Annotated in this window: 17 protein-coding genes; 3 read left to right on the top strand and 14 right to left on the bottom strand. The window is 66.6% G+C overall.

Annotated elements, in window-relative coordinates; all coding sequences use genetic code 11:
* The first annotated feature begins 22 nt into the window (after nt 1-22).
* Nucleotides 23-880, top strand: a complete 858-nt coding sequence (locus AC5P9N_RS01985) for a LuxR C-terminal-related transcriptional regulator (protein WP_224119204.1) — start codon at nt 23-25, stop codon at nt 878-880.
* A 2-nt stretch (nt 881-882) separates the two neighbouring features.
* Nucleotides 883-3,189, top strand: coding sequence for an ATP-binding protein (locus AC5P9N_RS01980; protein ID WP_012480152.1), 2,307 nt, complete (start codon nt 883-885; stop codon nt 3,187-3,189).
* Here AC5P9N_RS01980 and AC5P9N_RS01975 read toward each other — a convergent pair whose 3' ends face one another.
* The 9 genes from AC5P9N_RS01975 to AC5P9N_RS01935 all read right to left on the bottom strand — a co-directional run bounded on the left by AC5P9N_RS01975 (nt 3,190) and on the right by AC5P9N_RS01935 (nt 13,396).
* Entirely contained in the window at nt 3,190-3,945 is a 756-nt protein-coding gene (locus AC5P9N_RS01975; RefSeq protein WP_012480151.1) for a SapC family protein, read from the bottom strand.
* A 110-nt stretch (nt 3,946-4,055) separates the two neighbouring features.
* A complete protein-coding gene (locus AC5P9N_RS01970) occupies nt 4,056-4,328 on the bottom strand; it encodes a hypothetical protein (protein ID WP_005409616.1) in 273 nt (90 codons plus the stop codon).
* 251 nt (nt 4,329-4,579) lie between these two features.
* On the bottom strand, nt 4,580-6,616 hold the full coding sequence (gene fusA, locus AC5P9N_RS01965) for an elongation factor G (RefSeq protein WP_099484206.1): 2,037 nt from the start codon (nt 6,614-6,616) through the stop codon (nt 4,580-4,582).
* A 539-nt stretch (nt 6,617-7,155) separates the two neighbouring features.
* Nucleotides 7,156-7,905 carry a hypothetical protein gene (locus AC5P9N_RS01960; RefSeq protein ID WP_043033550.1) on the bottom strand — a complete coding sequence of 250 codons (750 nt, stop codon included), beginning with the start codon at nt 7,903-7,905 and terminating at the stop codon, nt 7,156-7,158.
* 64 nt (nt 7,906-7,969) lie between these two features.
* The gene (locus tag AC5P9N_RS01955; RefSeq protein ID WP_495223802.1) at nt 7,970-8,731 is read right to left on the bottom strand and encodes a heme ABC transporter ATP-binding protein; all 762 of its coding nucleotides are present in this window, start codon (nt 8,729-8,731) and stop codon (nt 7,970-7,972) included.
* On the bottom strand, nt 8,728-9,771 hold the full coding sequence (locus AC5P9N_RS01950) for a FecCD family ABC transporter permease (protein ID WP_087803523.1): 1,044 nt from the start codon (nt 9,769-9,771) through the stop codon (nt 8,728-8,730). Before AC5P9N_RS01950 ends, AC5P9N_RS01955 begins: the two co-directional genes overlap by 4 nt.
* A complete protein-coding gene (locus tag AC5P9N_RS01945; RefSeq protein WP_043033553.1) occupies nt 9,768-10,817 on the bottom strand; it encodes a heme/hemin ABC transporter substrate-binding protein in 1,050 nt (349 codons plus the stop codon). The genes AC5P9N_RS01950 and AC5P9N_RS01945 overlap by 4 nt, the downstream gene beginning before the upstream one ends.
* Before the next feature lie 51 nt (nt 10,818-10,868).
* On the bottom strand, nt 10,869-12,245 hold the full coding sequence (locus tag AC5P9N_RS01940) for a YncE family protein (RefSeq protein WP_043033554.1): 1,377 nt from the start codon (nt 12,243-12,245) through the stop codon (nt 10,869-10,871).
* A 122-nt stretch (nt 12,246-12,367) separates the two neighbouring features.
* Complete coding sequence (locus tag AC5P9N_RS01935; RefSeq protein ID WP_024957363.1) at nt 12,368-13,396, bottom strand: alpha/beta hydrolase; 1,029 nt, start codon at nt 13,394-13,396, stop codon at nt 12,368-12,370.
* 321 nt (nt 13,397-13,717) lie between these two features.
* Here AC5P9N_RS01935 and AC5P9N_RS01930 point away from each other — a divergent pair, with 321 nt between their 5' ends.
* On the top strand, nt 13,718-14,092 hold the full coding sequence (locus AC5P9N_RS01930; RefSeq protein WP_005413292.1) for a hypothetical protein: 375 nt from the start codon (nt 13,718-13,720) through the stop codon (nt 14,090-14,092).
* 73 nt (nt 14,093-14,165) lie between these two features.
* On the opposite strand, the gene AC5P9N_RS01925 is transcribed toward AC5P9N_RS01930, so the two are convergent.
* The 5 genes from AC5P9N_RS01925 to AC5P9N_RS01905 all read right to left on the bottom strand — a co-directional run bounded on the left by AC5P9N_RS01925 (nt 14,166) and on the right by AC5P9N_RS01905 (nt 21,473).
* The gene (locus AC5P9N_RS01925; protein ID WP_005413291.1) at nt 14,166-14,555 is read right to left on the bottom strand and encodes a DUF805 domain-containing protein; all 390 of its coding nucleotides are present in this window, start codon (nt 14,553-14,555) and stop codon (nt 14,166-14,168) included.
* A gap of 161 nt (nt 14,556-14,716) precedes the next feature.
* Nucleotides 14,717-16,015, bottom strand: coding sequence for a replication-associated recombination protein A (locus tag AC5P9N_RS01920; protein ID WP_005413290.1), 1,299 nt, complete (start codon nt 16,013-16,015; stop codon nt 14,717-14,719).
* A 364-nt stretch (nt 16,016-16,379) separates the two neighbouring features.
* On the bottom strand, nt 16,380-17,018 hold the full coding sequence (lolA, locus tag AC5P9N_RS01915; RefSeq protein WP_024958744.1) for an outer membrane lipoprotein periplasmic chaperone LolA: 639 nt from the start codon (nt 17,016-17,018) through the stop codon (nt 16,380-16,382).
* Nucleotides 17,019-17,129: 111 nt separating this feature from the next.
* Nucleotides 17,130-19,073 (bottom strand): DUF3857 domain-containing protein, encoded by a 1,944-nt coding sequence (locus AC5P9N_RS01910; RefSeq protein WP_005409602.1) that lies wholly within the window; start codon nt 19,071-19,073, stop codon nt 17,130-17,132.
* A 39-nt stretch (nt 19,074-19,112) separates the two neighbouring features.
* Nucleotides 19,113-21,473, bottom strand: a complete 2,361-nt coding sequence (locus tag AC5P9N_RS01905) for a DNA translocase FtsK (RefSeq protein WP_005409601.1) — start codon at nt 21,471-21,473, stop codon at nt 19,113-19,115.
* Nucleotides 21,474-21,625 lie beyond the last annotated feature (152 nt).

The raw sequence follows: 21,625 nt of genomic DNA, 5'->3' as shown, positions 1-21,625 counted from the left end.
CCGGCCGGTGCGGATCGGTGGCATGCCGCACCGGAAGCTTCCCGATGACATCCACGCCAAGCGCCATCACGCTTGCGGAAACGGCTTGTTTCCGCCCTGGCAATCCATCCCGCCAATGGATAGCCCCGAATCGATGGATAAAGCGCATCGATTCTTAGGAATAATCGCAAAAATCAAGCATTTTCGATGTTCGCCGCGACAGCAGCGCCAGAATGGTCATCACGCCCCATGGGCGCCGATCACCTCCCTGCGCATGAATGGACCTCCTGCCCCGCGCCCGCTGCGACTGGCACTACTGGACGACCACGAAGTCGTCCGTCGCGGCACTGCCCTGCACCTCTCCCGCGACGCCCGCTTCCGTATCGTCGCCAGCCACGCCCGCAGCGACGAACTCATCGACAGCCTCCAGCAGATGCGGGTGGATGTCGCGATCATCGATCTGACCCTGGCCCGCGACGATCGCAGCGCGTCCGAGCTGACCCCGCTGCTGCGCGAGCACTTTCCTCGCGTCACCCTGCTCGCTTTTGCGACCCTTTCACCCTCGATCCACATCAACCAGCTCATCGCCACGGGTGTCAGCGGCGTGGTCAGCAAGGCCGAACCACTGCCGATGCTCGCGGACGCGATCGTGCGGGTATCGCAGGGCCTTCCGCGACTGCCACCCGACTGCACGCTGCCGGGAGACTGCGAAGAGCTCAGCCGCAACGAGCGCGAAGTACTGGAGCTCCTGCTGGCGGGCCTGACCGTTTCGGAAATCGCGCTCCGCCGCCATCGCAGCATCAAGACCGTCAGCACACAGAAGGTTGCGGCCCTGCGCAAGCTCAGGCTGCGCAACGATGCCGAGATCTACGCCATGCGGCAGCAGCTGGAATCACCGTGAAGATGCGCGATCGAATGCGTACATCCACCCTCCTGCTGTTGGCGCTCATCCTGCTTCCCGCCGCGTCGGCCGAGGATGCGTCATCACTTGAATGGGGGCCGGGGCGCGAAGTCCGGGTGGCGACCACGCCGTCGCTGCACCCGGTACCCGCTGCACTCGCTGGCGGCACGACGTTGCCAAGCCTGGCCCATGGCTACGCCAATCTGGTTGCACGGCGTTCGCAGCTGCAGTTCCAGGAGCACCAGCATCCCAGCACCGGCGCATCGGTGGCTGCCGTCTGCAGACGCGAAGCGGATCTGGTACTGGTGATTGGCAACCACCTGCAGCCACCCTGCCCCGGCCTGGTGGCATCCAGCACGTTCCGCGGTGGCAAGACGATGCTCGCCGGCCGCAGCGGCGAACGCCTGCCACGCGATATCACGGAACTGGACCACCAGGTCCTGGCCGTGCTCGAAGGGGGGCCGTATGCGGGATGGCTGGCCGCGCGCCATCCGCACGTCCGCCTGCTACACCTGGCCGATCGGCACGCCACGCTGGCAGCTGTTGAAAACGGCACCGCCGATCTGGCAATCGGCCTGGAAACGACCCTGCGGCCCCTGATCCGTCGGCATTTCGCCGGGCACTTGCACCTGCAGCCTTTCGACAGCGATTTCTCCACCGACCTGCACCTGCTTGCGCGCCACGAAGATCGCCAGCTGCTGGAGCGCATCGAGCGGGCATTGCACGACATTACGCTGGAGGAACATGCCGGCCTGTTGCAGCTATGGGCCCAACAGGCGGCCCCCGCCTCGCTGGAGCACGTCCTAGACTGGATGCGTCAGCTGCCCCCGCAGTGGCTGCCGGCCCTGGCTGCCGCATTGGCAGTCGCCCCGTTCCTGTGGCATGCCTGGCACAGGCGCCTGCGTGCTGAAGGCCGTGCCCGCGCCCGCGCGATTGGCATGTTGAGCCACGAGGTGCGCAATTCGGCCCAGGCAGTCCTTGCCTCGATCGACCTGCTCAGCCAGCCGTCGGCGCCCATGGGGCAGCGAGAAGCGCTGGCGGCTGCACATGCCGCGGGCTCCTCGCTGCGCAACCTGCTCAACCGCTCGCTGGAGTTCTCACGCCTGGCCAGCGGCACCTTCAAGCCGCACGTAGAACCTTGCGACATTGCACGACTCTGCCGCCAATCGCTGGATGCAATTCGTCCCCAGGCTCGGCAGCGCGGGCTGGCGCTTCGCTTCGACTGCCTCCCCGAGCCCTGCCCCATTGTCGCCATCGATCCGGAAGGACTGCGCCAGATCATCGACAACCTGCTGGGAAACGCACTCAAGTTCACCGACGTCGGCGGCATCGAGCTGCGCCTTCAACTGACGCCAGGCAACCACCCTCGTGAGCTCATGCTGGATGTGATCGACAGCGGAATCGGCATCACTGCAGAGCAACTCACCGTGCTGTTCCAGCCATTCCAGCAGGGCGGAGACGGCAAGGAGCGCGGAGGCAGCGGATTGGGACTGATGATCGCGCATGCGCTTGCCCGCGCAATGGGCGGCAACCTGTCAGTACACAGCGTCCCCGGGCGCGGCAGTCGCTTCACCCTGCGCCTGCCGGTACGCCCCGCCAAGGCCAAGGTCACGTCAACCGCCAGCGCCGGCGCGGGAACGCCGCTGGGCGGGGTTGAGCTGCTGCTGGTGGAGGACCACGCCCTCAATCGCCGGGTCATCAGCGAGCAGCTGCGCCGCCTGGGTGCCGATGTACACGCGTCTGGCGACGCCGCCAGCGCGCTTGCCGAGCAGGCCGTGAGACCGCGCAGCGTGATCCTGCTCGACATCGGGCTCGGGGACATGGATGGCTATGCGCTGGCCATGCAGTTGCGCAGGCAGGCGCGTGCCCCACTGCGACTGATCGCGCTGTCGGCACGCCGTGATCGTCGGCATGTGGCGCGCTGCCGGAAAGCAGGGTTCGACGCCACCCTGACCAAGCCACTACAGCTTGAGTCACTGCTGCGGGCGCTGGAGCTGCCGGCGACCGGACAGGCCATCGCAATGGGCACAGCCGCAGGCGACGCCGCCTACATCACGGACATCGGCCACGAGCTGCTGCGGATCGAACAGGCCATCGATGACGCCAGTGCCACTGACCTATGCCATCACGCGCACCGGCTTCAGGGGGCCCTGCAGATATACGGAGCTGCCGTAGAGGCGGACACGGCGGGCGACCTGTGGGAGCTGGGTCGCGACGCCACACCCGACTGGGCCGATGCGCGACGCCTGTTGCGCGTCCTTCAGCAATGGCATGGCTCCCGCGCTGCGGAAGCCATGCCCGGGGCCTGATCAGGCCGCCAGACGCTCGACCTGGCGACGGGTCAGGTCGTTGAAGCGACCCAGCGACATCAGGTGCTGGTGGATCAGCGCCAGCCAACCACTGCGATGCCACTCGACCACAGTGGCTTCCGGCAGCGCGACGAACTTCTCGACGTCGACGACCTGGAAACCATTGAGGTTGAACTCACGGCCATCCGGGGTACGCACGGTGGCGTTGCGCTCGACCAACAGGCCGTTGTCGATCAGGGCCTTGGAGAAAGCCTGGGTCTGTTCGTGCTCACGGGTGAACTGGCCACAGAACTCCAGTGCCTGCTGCACCATGTCGGTGGCCTTGCCATCGACGAACAGCGGCTGGCCTTCGTCACCGCCCTTGACCACGCGCGAGCTCTCTTCGTCGATGCCCAGCAGGAAATCATTGTCCGAGCCGGTGTCGATGAAGATGAAGGGGTGGCGACGCAGGTAGGCCGGGATATAGGCCTCGTCTTCCCACAGGCCATCCTTGATGAACAGGTTCTGGTCGGATACGCCAACGGCAGCCATCGGCACTGCGGTCGGGCCAGCGAAGAGGATCGGGAAGTGGTGCAGCGCCAGCGAGAACTCGCCGAGCACCAGCGGAATGGCGTTGTTGCCCGCGGCAAACTCGAGCCTGCCCGGCAGGATGCGCAGGTCGGCGTGCACATCGGCCTGCAGCGGCACCGGACGGGTGTAGAACAGGGGGGCGTTGCTCGGCGCCGCTTCGGTGGTGGTGTCGCTGGTGGTGGTCATCTTGGGAACCGTTCGATCATGCGCGCCTGCCATCCCGGGCGCGCCAGCGGGAACAACCTGAATCCCGCATTATCAACAAGCTCGATGACAACGGCCACCCCATCGTCGGCCTATTTCAGCTGCAGGGGGTAGCGCTGCCAGAGCACATGGACCAGGAAACCGGCCAGTTCGGTGTCACGCGCGCTGACCGCCGCGCGGATCTTGTCCAGCAGCACCATGTCCGAACAGGACCGCACATCCGCGTGGTTGGCCTGCCCTGCCCGGCGCGCGCGGTAGCGCGCGGCCCGTTGCGCGTCACTCATGGCGTACCCGAACTTGGGCGGACGGCCGCGCTTTCGCGGCAGGGTCAGCTCCAGGGTTCCGGGGTCTTTGTCATCACGCATGAGAAAGGGTGCGGGCGGCGGCGAGCAACGGGGGGTGCGCAATTTATCGTGAGGCATCACTTTAATCCAGCCTTTTCTGCAGTTTTGTTGCGATGCAATGCAAAAAATCGCATCCCGAGGACCCCATCCACGCATGGCGTGGATCTACTGCAGAGCTCGCGACCCGATCGCCCTGTAGATCACGCCATGCGTGGATGCGCGCCCCCGAACACAAAAAGGGGAGCCCGCGAACGGGCTCCCCCCACGTTTCCTCATGCAGCGCGTACCGGCTCGTAGCCGTGCAGGTGCGCCTCGCTACTCGCCCGCCCCTGGCTGAGCGAACGCAGCGACGTGGTGTAACCCACCAGCTGCGCCAATGGCGCAAAACCACTGACCTCAGCGCGACCGTCCTGGTCCTCGATGCGGGCGATGCGACCGTGGCGCCGGTTGAGGTCGCCGACCACATCGCCCACCGACGCCGACGGCGAATGCACCGTCACCGCCATCACCGGTTCCAGCAGCTGCGTGCCACCTTCGGCCAGCGCGGCCTTGATCGCCTCGGCACCCGCGCGATGGAACGCCATCTCCGAAGAGTCCTTGGCATGGGTCTGGCCATCGACAAGACTGACCTCGATGCCGACCACCGGATGACCCTGCGGCCCTTCCGACAGCGCGGCACGTACACCCTTCTCGACCGCAGCGATGAAGCTGCGCGGCACCACGCCACCGACGATGCGGTCGTTGAACACCACCTGGTCGTCCTCACGCGGCGACACATCCAGCACCACGTGCGCGAACTGGCCCTGTCCACCGGTCTGCTTGACCAGTCGCCCGACGACGCCGGTCATCGCACGCAGCGGCGTCTCCTGGTAGGCCACGCGCGGCGCACCTACGCCCACGTCCACCTTCCACTCACTGCGCAGGCGCTCGACCATCACCTCCAGGTGCAGCTCACCCATGCCCCAGACCAGGGTTTCCGCCGTGTCGCGATCGGTTTCGACGCGGAACGACGGGTCTTCCTGGGCCAGGCTGGCCAGGCCCTGCGCCATCCGGATCAGGTCGGCCGCACGCGCCGGCTCCAGGCGCCACGCCAGCACCGGCGCCTGGGCCTGGATATTCTCCAGGCGCAGCGGCTGCGCACGGCCGCTCAGCGTTTCGCCACTGACCGCATCCTTCCAGCCCAGCACCGCGACAATGTCACCGGCCACGGCCTGCTCGATGTCGTGGGTCTGGTCGGCCTGCACCCGCACCAGCCGGCTGACGCGCCGACCCTGCGGATGCTGCGAACTGGCCACGGCGTCGCCCACCTTCAAGGTGCCCGAGTACAGCCGCACGAAGCTCAGCGCGCCGTGCTGCTGGTGGGTGATCTTGAACAGCAGGCCGGCCAGCGGCCCCTCCGGATCCGGCGGCAGCACCACCTCGCCCTCATCGCTTTCAGCGCTGACGGCAGGGCGATCCAGCGGCGACGGCAGGTAGTCGACCACCGCATCCAGCAGCGTCTCGATGCCCTTGTCCTTGAACGCAGCACCGGCCAGCACAGGCACGCCCGCACCCGCCAGCGTCGCCCGGCGGATCGCCGCGCGCAGCTGTTCGGCATCGATCACGCGACCTTCCAGCCAGGCATCGGCCAGTTGTTCATCGTGATCGGCCACGGCTTCGACCAGCGCATCGCGCTGAGCCTGCCACTGCGCGCGTGCCGCGTCGTCCCACGGGGCCACCGTGGTTGCGGCGCCATCCTGCCACTGCAGCACGCGCTCATTGACCAGGTCGACCCAGCCATTGAAGCCGCTTTCGCTGCCCAACGGCACGCCCAACGCCCACGGTCGCGCCTGCAGTTTGTCCTGCAGCTGCTCCAGCACGCGCGCGAACGACGCGCCGACGCGGTCCATCTTGTTGACGAAAGCGATCAGCGGCACGCGATGGCGACGCGCCTGGCGCCACACCGTCTCGGACTGCGGCTGCACGCCGTCCACGGCCGAGAATACGGCCACCGCGCCGTCGAGCACGCGCAGTGAACGCTCGACTTCGATGGCGAAGTCGATATGGCCGGGGGTGTCGATCAGGGTCAGCCGATGCGGCGGCAGGTCACGTGGCGCCCACTGCGCCTGCACGGCGGCAGCGCCGATGGTGATGCCGCGTTCGCGCTCGATCGCCGAGAAATCGGTGGTTGCATTGCCGTCGTGCACTTCGCCGACGCGGTGGATCTCGCCGCTTTTCCACAGCAGGCGTTCGGTCAGCGTGGTTTTGCCGGCGTCGATGTGGGCAATGATGCCAAGGTTGCGACGACGGGAAAGGACGTGGGTGTTCATAAAGAGGTTCCTGCAAAGCCAACTTCAGGGGCCGCACACCCCGGTTGGCGACAGGGTGCGCGGCTAGCGTTCGGTCTCGGCGATCTGGTGCATGGCACGTTCTCCTTCGCGGTACTGGGTAGAGTCGAGTAGGTAGCGTCGACTGGGTAGAGTCGACTGGGTAGAGTCGACTGGGTAGAGTCGACTGGGTAGAGTCGACTGGGTAGAGTCGACTGGGTAGAGTCGACTGGGTAGAGTCGACTGTTAGTCGACTAACAAAAAACAAAAACGAAAAGAGCGCCCCGGAGGGCGCTCTGTCGAAGGTCCAGCGATGGCCGCTTCAACGGCCTCGTGGGGCTCCAGGCAGACACGCCCGTTCCGCGCTTGCGCGGGTCAGGGTGAAAAACTTCAGGAGCGGCATCCGGTTCATGGGGCGCATTCTAGACCTGCCAATCTGGCGCGCAAGTGAATATTGCACACATTAATAGAACGATGAAGCCGACCGACATCGGGGTCGGGTCCCTTTGCCCAAAGCAAAGGGCTCTGACCCCTGCCATGCCCTACTTGCAGTCGTGCAGCTTGCGCGCCTCACCCACGGTCGCCGCCTGGTCGTCGCCCATCGAGATCCACCCCTTCAGCGACGTCGCCGGGTCCATGTGTGGCAGCCGTGCGCCACCGTGGACAACCACTTCGGTCCAGCTGCCCACCGGCGCCAGTTCCGACAGGCGTGCCGCCTGATCGTCCTCGGTACTGAACATGTCGTCCGGGCCCGCCGGAGGCGTGGTATTCACGGTTTCCGTCTTGCGGGTCCGGACCCGAAGTGCACCGTCCGGCAGCCGCTGGGTGATCACCTCGTATCGCTCAACACCATACGCCCAGCTGCTTTCGCCAACGCTGCGGGTCTCGCTGCCGTCATCGGCCACGGTCACCACCTCGCCTGCCGGCCCGATGACGCCCGCGACAGCCCCCAGGCCTGACATCAGCGCCTGGTAGACGATCATCTGCCGCTGTTCGGAGGTCAACGCACCGGCCTTGAGCTTGGTCGCAGGAATCTTCAGGTACGCCGTCTCCCTGCACAGCACCAGCACCTGCTGGTCGTCCCAGCTCACCGACATTTCCTCGTTGGCGAAGTACTGCGTCTTCATCGACGTCACAGCGGCACCGTCGCTACTGGAATGCCGGGTCTCGATCAGCGAGGCGTTCTCGGCCGCGTCGGTCAGCGAAACCTGAGCGGTCGACGCCGCATTGGCAGCGCAAGCGGAAGCAATCATTGCGGCGAGCAGCACGCTGCAGGTAACGGTGCGGAACATGGCATCAGTCCATTGAAGAAAACGAAACGATCATGATACCCGGAGCAACCTGGCGGGCCCTCGCTCAGGTCACCACCACCAGCGGCACCCCGCGCCGCGGGTGCTCCAGCACCACCACATCCTGCTGGTAGACCCGCTGCAGGTTGTCTTCGGTCAGCACCTGCAACGGCGTGCCGTCGGCCGCCACCCTGCCCTGTTCCAGCAGCACGATGCGGCCGGCATAGCCGGCGGCAAGATTGAGGTCGTGCAGCACCACGATCACGCACGCACCGGCTTCGGCACAGGCGCGCACACTGCGCAGCGTGCGCTCCTGATGGCGCAGGTCCAGCGCGGCGGTCGGCTCATCCAGCAGCAGCAACGGCGTATCCTGCGCCAGCACACGCGCGAACGTGGTGCGGGCGGACTCGCCACCGGACAGCTGCTGCACCTCGCGCAGGCGCAGCGCCTGCAGTTCGGCGGCATCGATGGCCGCTTCCACCCGGGCATCGTCCGTGACCGGGTCCGGCGGGTGTGGCAACCGGCCCATCGCCACCACCTCCTCTACGCTGAAGGCGAAACGAACGCCGTGCTCCTGCGGCATTACCGCGCGCTCGCGCGCCAGCGGCCCGGCCTTGTAGCTGGCCAGCGGTTTGCCCAACAGGCTCACCTCGCCCGCATCGGCGCGCAGGTCGCCGGCCGCTACCGCCAGCAACGTGGACTTGCCTGCGCCGTTCGGGCCAACCAGCGCAGTCACGGTACCCGGCTCGAACGCCAGCGAGATGCCATGCAGGATCTCGCGCTGCTGGCGGCGCACCACCACCTCGTGCAGCTTCAGCAGTACGCTCATGGCGCCGCCTTGCGGCGCTGCTGCAGCACCAGCCAGAGGAAGAACGGCGCGCCCAGCGCGGCGGAGAACAGGCCCAGCGGAATCTCCGCCGGCGGATCGAGCGTGCGGGCCGCGGTGTCGGCCACCACGATCAGCAGCGCGCCCAGCAGGCCGGACAACGGCAGCAGCCAGCGATGCCCGGGGCCGACCAGCAGGCGCGCCACGTGCGGCACTACCAGGCCCACGAAACTGATCGAACCGGCAAAGGCCACCGCCGCGCCCACCAGCAGCGCACTGAACGCCACCAGGCGACGCCGCGTGCGGGTCACGTCCAGCCCGAGGTGCTGCGCCTGGCGTTCGCCCAGCGCCAGCATGTCCAGCGGCGTGGCCAACCGCTGCAACGCGAACACGCCGATGGCAAACAGGGGCACCACCGCCGCCACATCGGCCCAGTTGGCACGCGCCAGCGAGCCCATCTGCCAGAACACCAGCGACTGCAGTTCGCTTTCGCTGGCGATGTAGGTGAGGAAACCGATCAGCGCCGAGCAGAACGCGGCCATCGCGATGCCGACCAGCAGCAGCGTGGCATTGCCACTGCCTTTCCCGGGCCGCGCCAGCGCATAGGTCAGGCCGATCGCCAGCGCACCGCCAACGAACGCGGCCACAGGCACCAGCCAGCCGGCTGCGCCCGCAGCGCCGAGAACAATGGCAGCCACTGCCCCCAGCGCAGCACCCTGGCTGACACCGACGATGCCGGGATCGGCCAGCGGATTGCCGAACAGGCCCTGCAGACTGGCACCGGCCATCGCCAGCGACGCACCGACCATCGCACCCAGCAGGGCACGCGGAATGCGCAGCTGCCAGACCACGGCCAGGTCGCGGCCGCTGACTGCTTGCGGATCGAGCAGCCCCAGCTTCACCGCCAACGCCTGCATCACCTCCAGCGGCGGCAGCCGCAGCGGGCCCACGGCGAACGAGGCCAGCACCGTACCCAGCAGTGCCAGCAACGCCACCAGCAACATCGTCCGCCCGCGACGGCGGCGCCGATCCGCCGGACTCATGCCTTCGGCAACGCCGCCAGGGCCTTGGCCAGCGCCAGCGCGCCCGCACCGGAACCGACACTGGTGTACTTCAGCTGCACGTCCGGCATCACCCAGACCCGATTGGCCTGCCCGGCCGGGGTCTGCTTCAGCGTCGGGTACGCCTTCCACAGGCCCTCGGCACCGCCGAACAGCTGCAGGTCATGCTCGGTCACCAGGATCACCTCCGGCGCTGCGGCGACCACGCCTTCATTGCTCAGCTGCGAGTAGTTCTTCACCCCCGCCTCGGTGCCGATGTTGACGCCGCCAGCCAGCGCGATCAGCTGCGCCGAGGCGCTGTCGGCACCGGCAACAGTCGGTGAGCCGCCAGCGCCGGTGGCCGACACGTGGATCAGTCGTGGCGCATGGCCCAGGCCCTTGCCAATCGCTGCAGCCTCGTCGAGCTGACGCTGCACCTGCGTGGCCAGTGCTTGCCCTGCCTCGGCCAGCCCTAGTGCCGCGGCGACCTTGCGCACCTTGTCCGGCGCTGGCTGCAGGTCATCGATGACTACCGCCGGCTCGCCCACTTCGCGCAGCTTCTTGGCCAGTTCGGTATGGCGGCGCAGGCTGTTGCCGAGGAACAGCGAGCCCTGCAGGCTCAGCACGCCCTCCACGCCAGTGGTTCGGTTGAACAGGAACTGGTGCGGCGCGGCCAGGCCGGCCTGGGTGGTGGTGTTGGTCGGCGCGGCAAATACCTGCTTGCCCAGCCCCAGTGCTTCGATCACCGCGATGACGTCGTCGCCACCGGCGATGATCCGGCTGGTATCGGCCACTTCGATATCGGCGCCATCATCGGAATGCACCTTGGCCGGCAGCACCGCCTTCTGGCCGTGCACGGCCGGCATTTCGGCTCCTGCCACGCGCTGCCAGCCTGCCGGCAGCGCGGTTTCCGCAGCGGCCGCCGTTGCTGCGGGCGACTTGGCAGGCGTATTGGCATCAGAGGGAGCCGACGAGCCGCCACAGGCAGCCAACGCCAGCGAAACAGCGAACGGAAGCGCACACAGGCGCAGACGGGACGCGATGTTCATGCACTTTCTCCTTGCTGGCAGGGCGACGCGCACGCCGCCCCACCGTGTGACTTACTGCTTCGGGGTGATGCGGGTGATGCGGTCACCCTTCGGGTCTTCAGCGCCGCGCGACTTGTTCACCGCGAACACGTTGCCCTTGCCATCGGCGCGGACGTGGTTCGGCAGCGTGCCGCCATCAAGATTGGCGACCACCTTGCCGTCACCGTTCACCACGGTGACCGTGCCAGCGCCACGGTTGCTGACGTAGGCGAGGCCGGAGGCATCATCGAAGGCGACGTTCAGCGCGCCGGCGCCGACCGGCACATCGTGCAGCACCCTGCCGGCGGCCACGTCGACGATCAGCAGGTTGTCGGTGCCCTGCGAGGCCACGTACAGGCGGTTGCGTGCCGCATCAAAGGCCACGCCCGAGGCACTGATCGAATTGCCCAGATCGATGACCTTCTCGACCTTGCCGCTGGCCACATCGATCACCGCCGCTTCCGGGGTGCCGATGCTGACGGTGAACAGCTTGCCGCCCTTCTCGTCCAGCACCAGGCTCATCGGGGTGAACTTGCCGTCGTCCACGCCGGATTCCAGCGTCACCTGCGGCAGTTCCTTGAAGGTCTTCGCATCGAACACCGACAGGTGGTCCTCGCCGGTGGCAGAAGCGAACACCTTGCCGCGCGTGCCGTCGACCACCACGTCGCGCGCGTGCGGCACGGCATCGACCGGGAACTGATGGACCAGCGACAGGTCCTTCTGGCGATAGACCGCGATGGAATTCTGGCGGGTGTTGGTGACCCAGACATTGCCGTTGGTGTCATCCACGCCCACGCCGTAGACCGCATAGACCGCACCATTGGTGCTGCCCGGCACCTGCGCCGGGGTGATCGCCTTGGTCACCTTCAGCGACTTCGGGTCCAGCTTCAGCAGCTGCGACTGGGTCACCGGCGGGCGGCCCACCGCCGAGGTCACGAACACCGCATTGCTGGCGGCGCTGTAGGCCGACTGGTACAGGCCCGGCACCAGCTTGTTGGACTGGGTGGCGAACTGCGCCTGGCCGGACAGCGGCAGCTGCGGCGAGACGCGCAGCTTCAGCACGGTGGCCGCAGCCGGTTGGCTGGCGCGCACCACCACCGGATGGGTGCCCGGCACCGCGTCGGCCGGAATGCTCAACTGGGCCTTGAAGTTGCCATCAGCGTCGACCACCAGCGGCTGCGCGTTGAGCACGCTGTCGCCACGCAGCAGGCTGACCTTCTGGCCCGGCACGAAACCGCGGCCGACCACGTCGGCAGTGCTGCCGGGAACCACGTTCTCACCGCGTGAGACGACTTCACCCTTGAAGGTGGCGTTGGCCGGCTGGTCGAACACCGGCTGCGCGGTGGCGGTCACCGCCAGCAACAGGCCGGCGGCGAGAGAGGTGAGACGGAAAGACGGACGGAACGACATGGAAGGCTCCTTGCACACGTAGGCCGCGCCACGTGACGCGGGATTCATCGGTTGCCTGGGCCGCTGCACGCCGGCAGCCTCGCCTGGGTAGTGGGGTCGCACGGCATCGCGTGCGAAGGGATTCACTCGGCGGCGTTGTCACCATCCGTGGGGGCACCGTCACCGGCGCTGCGGTCGGTCACGCCGTACAGTTCATGTAGCGCGGCATGGAACGAGGCCGGCAGCATCGGGCCGTGTCCCAGCCCCGGGAACTCGCGGTACTGCACGCTCATGCCCGGCACCTTGGCCAACCGTTCTGACAACTGCCACGCCGCATCCGGCGTGGCGCCACCGATGCGGCGCAGGTGCGCGACCACCCTTGGGTTGCTCAGGTCGCGCTTGCCACGATCGCCAACACGCTCGGCACCGCCCAGCATCAACCAGAGCTTTGCCGGCTGGCCATGCACGTTCTGCACGAACTGCTGTTCCGGATCACCCAGCGCCGCGCCCTGGCTCCACCACAGCGAGGGACTGGCCGCCAGATAGGACTGGAAGGCGGCGGGACGGGTGTACAGCGCATTGAGCACGAACAACCCACCCAGCGAGTGGCCCCACAGCGCTTGCTGCTGCGTATCGATGCGTGCGCGACGCTCGACTTCCGGCTTGATGCGGCGTTCGATCACATCCAGGAAGACCGCAGCACCACCGCCGACCGCCTGTGTCGTACCGCTCTCATCGTCGGCGCGGTCGATCCACGCGGTGTAGTCGCGGGTGCGCGCCTTGGAATCGATGCGCAGGTCGTTGTCGTAGCCGATCAGCACCAGCACCGGTGGCGCCTTGCGCGCGGCCAGCTCGGCCAGCAACGGCTGATCCAGCACCATGGCGACGGCATTGCCGTCCAGCGCGTAGAGCACCGGGGAGGGCGTCTTGCCGGCCTTGGCCGGAATCACCAGGTTCACCCGCCAGCGGCGTTGCTGGTCGGGACTGTCCACCACGAAATGCTCGAAGCGATAGCTGGCCGCCGGCTCGTCGAGTACGGTGTGGCCAATTTTCTGCAGTGGATTGCGCTGCTGCGCATGGGCGTACGGGGTGGCCAGGAGCAGACCCATCATCAAGGCGGCCAGGCCGCGGGCCAGCGGACCACGGCGCGAAGGCGGGACGAAATGCATCATCAGCGGCGGCAGGAGCGACCAATGGCCGCCGGTTCATAGGGGACCGCAGTCTACCTTAAACGCGAATGATTATCACATCGATCAAACGTCACACTGTGTATCACGCGCGCGATACGTTCATTTTCCCGGTTGCACCGGAAACACTGAATCCACTATTTTGCCCGGCAGCGGGGCGCAGGAGCGCCCTACCCTCGCAGGGCTGCGGATGGATGGGTGATCGAGCCATCGGCCGCGCCCTGTCTATTGCCAAACCTATCCACGCATGGCGTGGATCTACTGACCACCACCCACGGGAATGGATCCCGTGACTGCGAGAACACCTTGAAGCGCACCACCCTGATCGCCCTTTCCCTTGGCCTGCTCGCACCGCTGGCCGCCCATGCCGCACAGGACCTGCCAACGCTCTACCAGGCCTTTGAAGAGGCCGGCAATTCGTCACTGGGCATGGACCAACTCAACCAGACGGTGACATTCACTGCCGTCGCACTGAGCGTTTCCAGCAACCTGGCGGGCGAGCCACTGATCGAGGCCGGCGATGACCAGGGCAATGTCCTGGCCCGGCTGACCAGCGACGACGAACAGCAGGCGGCCAAGCTGGGCGCACTGGAAGAAGGCGCGACTTTCACCGCCAGCTGCACGCTGCAGTTCAGCTCGGGCACCGATTACCTGTCCTTCGGCGATTGCACCATCAAGTAAAGATGAAGCCGGCAAAATGCCGGCTTCTTTTCTTTGCCTCTGTAGCGTCGAGCCATGCTCGACTCATGCATCATCACGGCCCCGTAGGCACCGGACCATACACATTCTCCTGCGGCGTGCCCGGCAGCAGCGAGAAGATCATGATCACGATCCCGCCACCCGGTACCAGCGCCAGCAGGAACAGCCAGCCCGACTGGTTGCAGTCATGCAGGCGGCGTACGGTCACTGCGATCAGCGGCACGATCGTGGCCAGCCACATCACACACAGCAGCACCACCATGCCGATCAGGATGCCGGCCAGCGCTTCGGCACTGTTGCGCAGGAGGATCGCCAGCACGCCGGCCAGCAGCATCACTGCCGTTGCGACTAGGAACAGGAACAGCTGGTACATCCAGTACTCGCGGCGGTTCGCGCGGCCCTCGAACTGGGCGTAGCGCTTCAACGGCAGAATCATTTCCTGCACGGCATCGATCCTTGAAAAAGTAGCCGCGCAGTGTGCCAAATGAACGTGCCGGGAACAATGTTGCCACTGCAGGGTCGAGCCGTGCTCGACTGCCTTACCGAATATGCCAACAAGCCTGCCAAGAGCGAAGTCGAGCATGGCTCGACGCCACATGAACCGGGTCAGCGGCCCTTCGCGGCGCGCGCAGCCTCGCGCTCGGCGCGCAAACGATCCAGCTTTTCCTTCAACTTGATTTCCAGCCCGCGCGGCACCGGGTTGTAGTACACCCGTTCGCCCATCGCATCCGGGAAACCGGTCTGGTCGAGCGCGATGCCACCCTCCGCATCGTGGTCATACTGGTACTCGGCGCCGTAGCCCAGTTCCTTCATCAGCTTGGTCGGCGCATTGCGCAGGTGCAGCGGCACTTCTTCTGTGCCGCTCTCGCGCACATCGGACTTGGCCTGGTTGAAGGCCGCATAGCCGGCATTCGACTTCGCCGTGCTGGCCAGATAAAGCACCAGCTGGGCGAACGCGAGCTCTCCCTCCGGACTGCCCAGCCGCTCATAGATGTCCCACGCTTCCAGCGCCATGCTCTGCGCACGCGGGTCGGCCAGGCCGATATCCTCGATGGCCATGCGGGTCAGCCGGCGCGCCAGGTAAGACGGATCGCAGCCGCCATCGAGCATGCGGGTCAGCCAGTACAGCGCGGCGTCCGGGTTGGAGCTGCGCACGGATTTGTGCAGCGCCGAGATCTGGTCGTAGAACTGCTCGCCGCCCTTGTCGAAGCGGCGGGTACGATCGGCCAGCACCTGGGTCAGGGTCTGCGGCGTGATGCGCCCACCCTCCCCGCCCGCCAGCTCAGCGGCGATCTCCAGCAGGGTCAGCGCACGGCGCACGTCGCCGTCGGCGGCGGTCGCAATTTCCAGCAGCAGCTCGGGAGCGACCTCGATGTGCTCTTCACCCAGGCCGCGTTCGCGGTCACCCAGCGCACGCTCCAGCGCCTCAACGATGTCTGTGGGCGAAACGCCTTCCAGCACATGCACGCGGCAACGCGACAGCAGCGCCGAATTCAGCTCGAAGGATGGATTCTCGGTGGTGGCACCGACGAACAGGATGGTGCCGCGCTCGATATGCGGCAGGAACGCATCCTGCTGCGCCTTGTTGAAGCGGTGCACCTCATCCACGAACAACACGGTGCGGCGGCCTTCGGCGAAGCGTTGCGCGGCCTCGGCCAGCACCTGGCGCACCTCCGGCAGGCCGGACAGCACGGCAGAGATGGCGCGGAATTCCGCATCGGCGTACTCGGCCAGCAGCAGCGCCAGCGTGGTCTTGCCGCAGCCCGGCGGCCCCCACAGGATCATCGAATGCACGCGACCGGATTCGACCGCGCGGCGCAGCGCACTGTCCGGCGCCAGCAGGCGCTTCTGCCCGACCATTTCGTCCAGGGTGCGGGGGCGCATGCGCTCGGCCAGCGGGCGCATGTGTTCCCGATCGACGCTCAGCAGATCGGGTCCGGGGAATGAAGTGGAGCGATGTCTTGGCACCCGGTCATTGTACCGCGCCGCCCAACGGTAGCGCCGGACCGTGCCCGGCGGGCGGGACGCGATGTCTGGTAGTGCCGGCCGCTGGCCGGCAGATCAAAAGCATGTCAACCAAGGTTGAAACCCACCAAAGCGGTGCCGGTTGAAACCCACCAGAGCGGTTGGCGCCGGGCCACAGGATTCGGTAGTGCCGGCCGCTGGCCGGCAGATCAAAAGCGTGTCAACCAAGGTTGACACCCACCAAGGCGGTGCCGGTTGGCACCCACCAGAGCAGGTAGCGCCAGGCCATGCCCGGCGACCACCATTAATTACCGATGACGTCGGTGCCCTTCGGCGGCGTAAAGCTGAAGGTGCCGGCGGCGAAGCCCGGGTTGCGCTTCCAGCCACTGAAGCTGATCACGGTACGCTGGCCAACCGCATCGGTGATTTCCATCTTGGCCAGCCCCTGCGCGTTGAAGCCCAGCGCGGCGTACTGGAAGCTGGCTTCGGTCTCGCGCTTCGGCGACAGCGACAGCCACTGCAGGCCGTCGCGCTGCGCGGCCTCTTCGCTGACGTCGTACTGCTGCTCCAGCAGCGCCGGGTTGATCAGCGCGGTCAGCGGGCTGTTCTGCTCTTCCTTGCCCTGCTCGCGCACGGTGGCCTGCTCCAGGTCCGGCTCGTACATCCAGACCTTCCTGCCGTCGGCCACGATCAGCTGTTCGTGCGGGCGCACGTATTCCCAACGGAACAGGCGCGGCGCCGACAGGGCCACGCGACCACTGGTTGATTCCTTCACCTTGCCGCGACTGTCGAACACCTGCTGGCTGAACTGGCCATCCAGGCCCTTCAGGCCGCTGGTGAAGGTCTTCAGGTCATCGCGGGCGCCAGCCCAGGCGCTGCCGGCGGCGGCGCAGGCCACGGCCAGGGTGGTGGTGGCAAGGAAACGGCGGAAGCGGAAGTTCATGCGGGAATCCTGTGGGCGCGGGCGCCAGGAAAGGTGGTTGCCAGTGTGCCCGGGGAAAGATGAATGGGCGATCAGGGCGACATTATGCCGCCCTGAACGTCCATCGGCGATTCAGCCACCGGATCCCGGCAGCTTGCCGTACAGCACCTGGCCGCGGAAGCCACGCCGCACTTCGCGATACAGCGCGCGGAACGCCGGATAGTCCTGCGGCTGGCACAACGCCTCTGGCCCACGCACTGCATTCTGCTGCAAGCGGTGGTGCACGATCACCTCCTGGCCCTCGCGACTCCAGTCCACCCGGTACTCGCCGGCGGCATTGGCGAAACGCTGGCTGGCCGGGATGGCGATGATCGGCGCATTGGCCGGGAACTGCAGGCGATAGGTTTCCTCGCGCAGGCTGGCATTGCAGTAGAACGGTGTCTCGTTGGCCGGCGCTGAGGCGGTGGCGTACAAGCCACGCACCGACTCGCCACCCGGCGGGTCCGGCACGGCCATGCCGCCGGCCACGCTGAAGTCGGCGTAGTCCTCGGCCTGGAACGCCATGCGATAGCCAAACGGCCGGGTCAGATCGACCGGCACGCCCTGGATCTGCAGCTGCCCTCGCCCATCGAAACCTGAGGCGGCCATGATCTGCTCTTCAGCGCGCGCACGGTTCTGCGCGTTGAGCTGGGAGAACTGGGCGCGCATGCCGATCTCGGCGTTCTCGCCCAGTTTCGGAATCGTCTCGCCGCGCAGGTTGCCGTTGGCGTCGAAGGTGAAACGCACCTCCATCGAGGTGGCATTGCGCTCCGGCGTATTGGCCGGGGTGCGTGCCAGCGTGGCGTCGCGGGTACGCATCACCGGCGCACCCAGATCACCTTCCGGCAGCTGACCGAAGCGCGCCCACGCGGTGGTCGAATCCAGGTAGAGATCAAACTCGGGAATGTAGGTGATGGCGTGGTTGAAGCGGCCCAGCACCGGAATCTTCGGCAACGTCGGGCCGCCACCTGCACCGATCAGCACCGGCGAGCTGGCGATGCCCTTGGCTGCCAGCAGCGCCTCCAGGATCGTCACGTGGTCCTTGCAGTCACCGTAGTGGTTGTCGAGGATGCTCTGCGCGCTGTTCGGCTCCAGCCCGCCATTGCCCAGGTACACCGCGACGTAGCGGATGTTCTGCGCAACCCAGCGATACAGCGCATCAGCCTGCTCGCGGCGGTCGCTGATACCCGCGGTGATCTCATCAGCCAGCGCCTGCAGCGCCGGGGTCACCTCGGCCGCCGGGCCCGCCTTGAGCTGGTAGGCGCGACCCATCTGCGACCAGTCACGATAGGTACTGGCCATGATGTTCGGGCCGAACTCCCAGCCCGCCGCCGACCAGTTCTGCGCCGGCATCGCCTCGCGACGCTGGTAGCGCCAGCGCCACTGCGCCTGGCCGTTCTTCACCGTCGGCCGATCGCTGCCCTGCACGCCGCGGCTGTCGATGAACATCGGCAGGTTGGCCGGCGCACTCAGGGTGACTTCGGCGTCCTCGTACTCGGTGAACACATTGAAGGTCTCCCACAGGCCGAAATAGCCCGGGAAGTACGGCGTGGCCTGGGTGCGGCGCACCTGGTAGTACAGACGGGTGCCCGGGGCCAGGTTCGGGAACACGATCACCCGCACCTTGCGGTCGGCATACATCGCCGCCGAGGCGCTGGAGTAGCTTTCCTGGGTGTAGATGCGGTCGGCCGGCACGTCACGGCGCTGGCCGTCGGCGGTGATGGTGTAGGCGCCAAGCACCTCCAGGGTTTCCATCTTCTCGCTGTAGCTCAGCCGCACCTGGCTGAACTGCTCGACCGAGGCCTTGGTCTTGAGCAGCACTTCGTAGGTTTCGGTCTGCACATTGCCGGCATCCGGCCGCACCTGGTAGTCGGCGCGGTAACGGACAATGCTGAAGTTATTGCTGGCTTCGGTATCGCCGCTGGTGGAAGGCGGCGCCGTGGCGGGCGCGGAGGTGGCGGTGTCTGCCAGTGCCGGGCCGGCAGCCAGGAAGGCTGCCAGCGCCAGTGCCAGCGCGCTTGGTACGGGGTGAAGCATGCGTCGGTTCCTTGGACGTCGTGGGGGATACGTCGGGTCCTACTTCGGCGGCGGCGGTGCCAGCACCGTGCGGTCGCCGTTGTGCTCGGGCGGGCTGACCACGCCGGCCGCTTCCATGGCCTCGATCAGTCGCGCTGCACGGTTGTAGCCGATCTTCAGCCGGCGCTGCACGCCGGAAATCGATGCACGGCGGGTCTCGGTGACCACCCGCAGCGCTTCGTCATACAACGGGTCGGACTCGTCGCCGGACGAACTGTTCTCGGGCAGGCCGGTGGCGCCGACGACCACGCCGTCGCCCATCGTCTGCACTTCGTCCAGCACGCCGTCGACATAGTCGGCAGGGCCCATCGCCTTGAGGTGCTCGACCACGCGATGCACTTCATCGTCGGACACGAACGCACCATGCACGCGCTCGGGTAGCGCGGTGCCCGGCGGCAGGTACAGCATGTCGCCGTGGCCCAGCAGTGTTTCCGCGCCGGACTGGTCGAGGATGGTGCGCGAGTCGATCTTGGAGCTGACCTGGAAGGCGATACGGGTCGGGATGTTGGCCTTGATCAGGCCGGTGATCACGTCCACCGACGGGCGCTGCGTGGCCAGGATCAGGTGGATGCCGGCCGCACGCGCCTTCTGCGCCAGGCGCGCGATCAGCTCTTCCACCTTCTTGCCGACGATCATCATCATGTCGGCGAATTCGTCGATGAAGATGACGATGAACGGCAGCGTTTCCAGCGGGCGCGGCGCCTCGCCCAGTTCCGGGTTCGGCTTGAACAGCGGGTCCATCAGCGGCTGTCCTGCGTCCTGGGCTTCCTTCACCTTCTTGTTGAAGCCGGCCAGGTTGCGCACGCCCACTGCGCTCATCAGCTTATAGCGGCGCTCCATCTCGGCCACGCACCAGCGCAGGCCGTTGGCGGCCTCCTTCATGTCGGTGACCACAGGTGCCAGCAGGTGCGGGATGCCCTGGTAGACGCTCAGTTCGAGCATCTTCGGGTCGATCATCAGCATCCGCAGGTCTTTCGGCGAGGCCTTGAACAACAGGCTCAGCACCATCGCGTTGACCGCCACCGACTTGCCCGAACCGGTGGTACCAGCCACCAGCAGGTGCGGCATGCGTGCCAGGTCGGCCACGGTCGGGCGACCGGCGATGTCCTTGCCCAGCGCCAGGGTCAGCACACTGGTCGACTTGTCATATTCCTTCGAGCGCAGCAGCTCGGACAGGAAGATCATCTCGCGGGTGACGTTGGGGATTTCCAGGCCGATCACCGACTTGCCCGGAATGACGTCGACCACGCGCACCGACTTCACCGACAAGCCGCGCGCGATGTCCTTGTCCAGCGAACTGATCTGGCTGACCTTGATGCCCGGTGCCGGCTCGATCTCGAAGCGGGTGATGACCGGGCCGGGATTGGCGCCGACCACCTGCGCATCGATGCGGAAGTCCTTCAGCTTGAACTCGATCTGCCGCGACAGGGTCTCCAGCGTCTCTTCGTCGTAGCCCTTGGGCTGCGGCTTGGGATCATCCAGCAGCGCCAGCGGCGGCAGGTCCGAGCCATCACCGTTGACGCCGCGGAACATCGGAATCTGGGTATCGCGCTTGGCCCGATCGCTCTTCTCGATCACCGGCTCCGGACGCGGCTCGATCTTCACCGGCTCGCGCTTGGCGCGCACCTCGGCGTCGGCCTTGCGCACTTCCTGGCGCTCCTCGCGCATCACCCGGGTCTGCTTCCACTCGGTGACTTCTTCCTTCTTGCGTTCCAGCAACGGCGCCAGCGACATCACGCCGCGGCCGATCTTCTCCATCACCGTGAACCAGGACAGCCCGGTCGCGAGCGTGATCGAGGCCAGCAGCAGCACCAGCACGAACAGGTTGGCGCCCAGCGCGCCGAAGCCCACCGTGAGCGAATTGCCCACCAGCTTGCCGAGGATGCCGCCGGCGCTGGAGACGTCGCCACTGAACAGGCGCACGTGCAGGAAGCCGGTGCCGGCGATGAGGAAACCGACCAGGCCGACCAGGCGCAGCGCAGGATCCAGGTCGTTCTCGCCCTTGCTCTCGCGCTTGAGCCCGAACATGGCGATCCACGCCAGCGCGCCGAGCACCACCGGCAGCAGGAAGGCGATGTAGCCGAACAGCTGCAGCAGCACGTCGGCGATCCAGGCCCCGGCGCGGCCACCCAGGTTGTGCACCGGCGCGACCACGCTGCCGGTATGCGACCAGCCCGGATCAGTCGCTGAATAGGTGAAAAGACTGGCCGCCAGGTACAGCAGGGCCGGCGCGATGGCGATCAGGCCCAGATCGCGCCAGAGACGCTGGCGGCGTGGATTGTCGGTCGTCGCCGCCGCGGCCGTGCGACGTGACGCCTTGCTGTCGTCGGACTTGGAGCGTTCGGGGACCTGCTTCGCCACCTTAGACCATACCTTTGGAATGCGCTGTTAGTGATTGATAATAAATGAGACGGCGTCAGTTTTCAGTTATGCGACGTCCGGCAGGCCAATCCGGGGGCCGAAACCACTGCTGGATGACGGCGTTCCGTTCATCGGCTTGAATCGCCCTGCCC

Source organism: Stenotrophomonas sp. YJH_SMC_6, from assembly GCF_059371335.1.
This window is presented reverse-complemented; position numbering and strand designations above follow the sequence as displayed.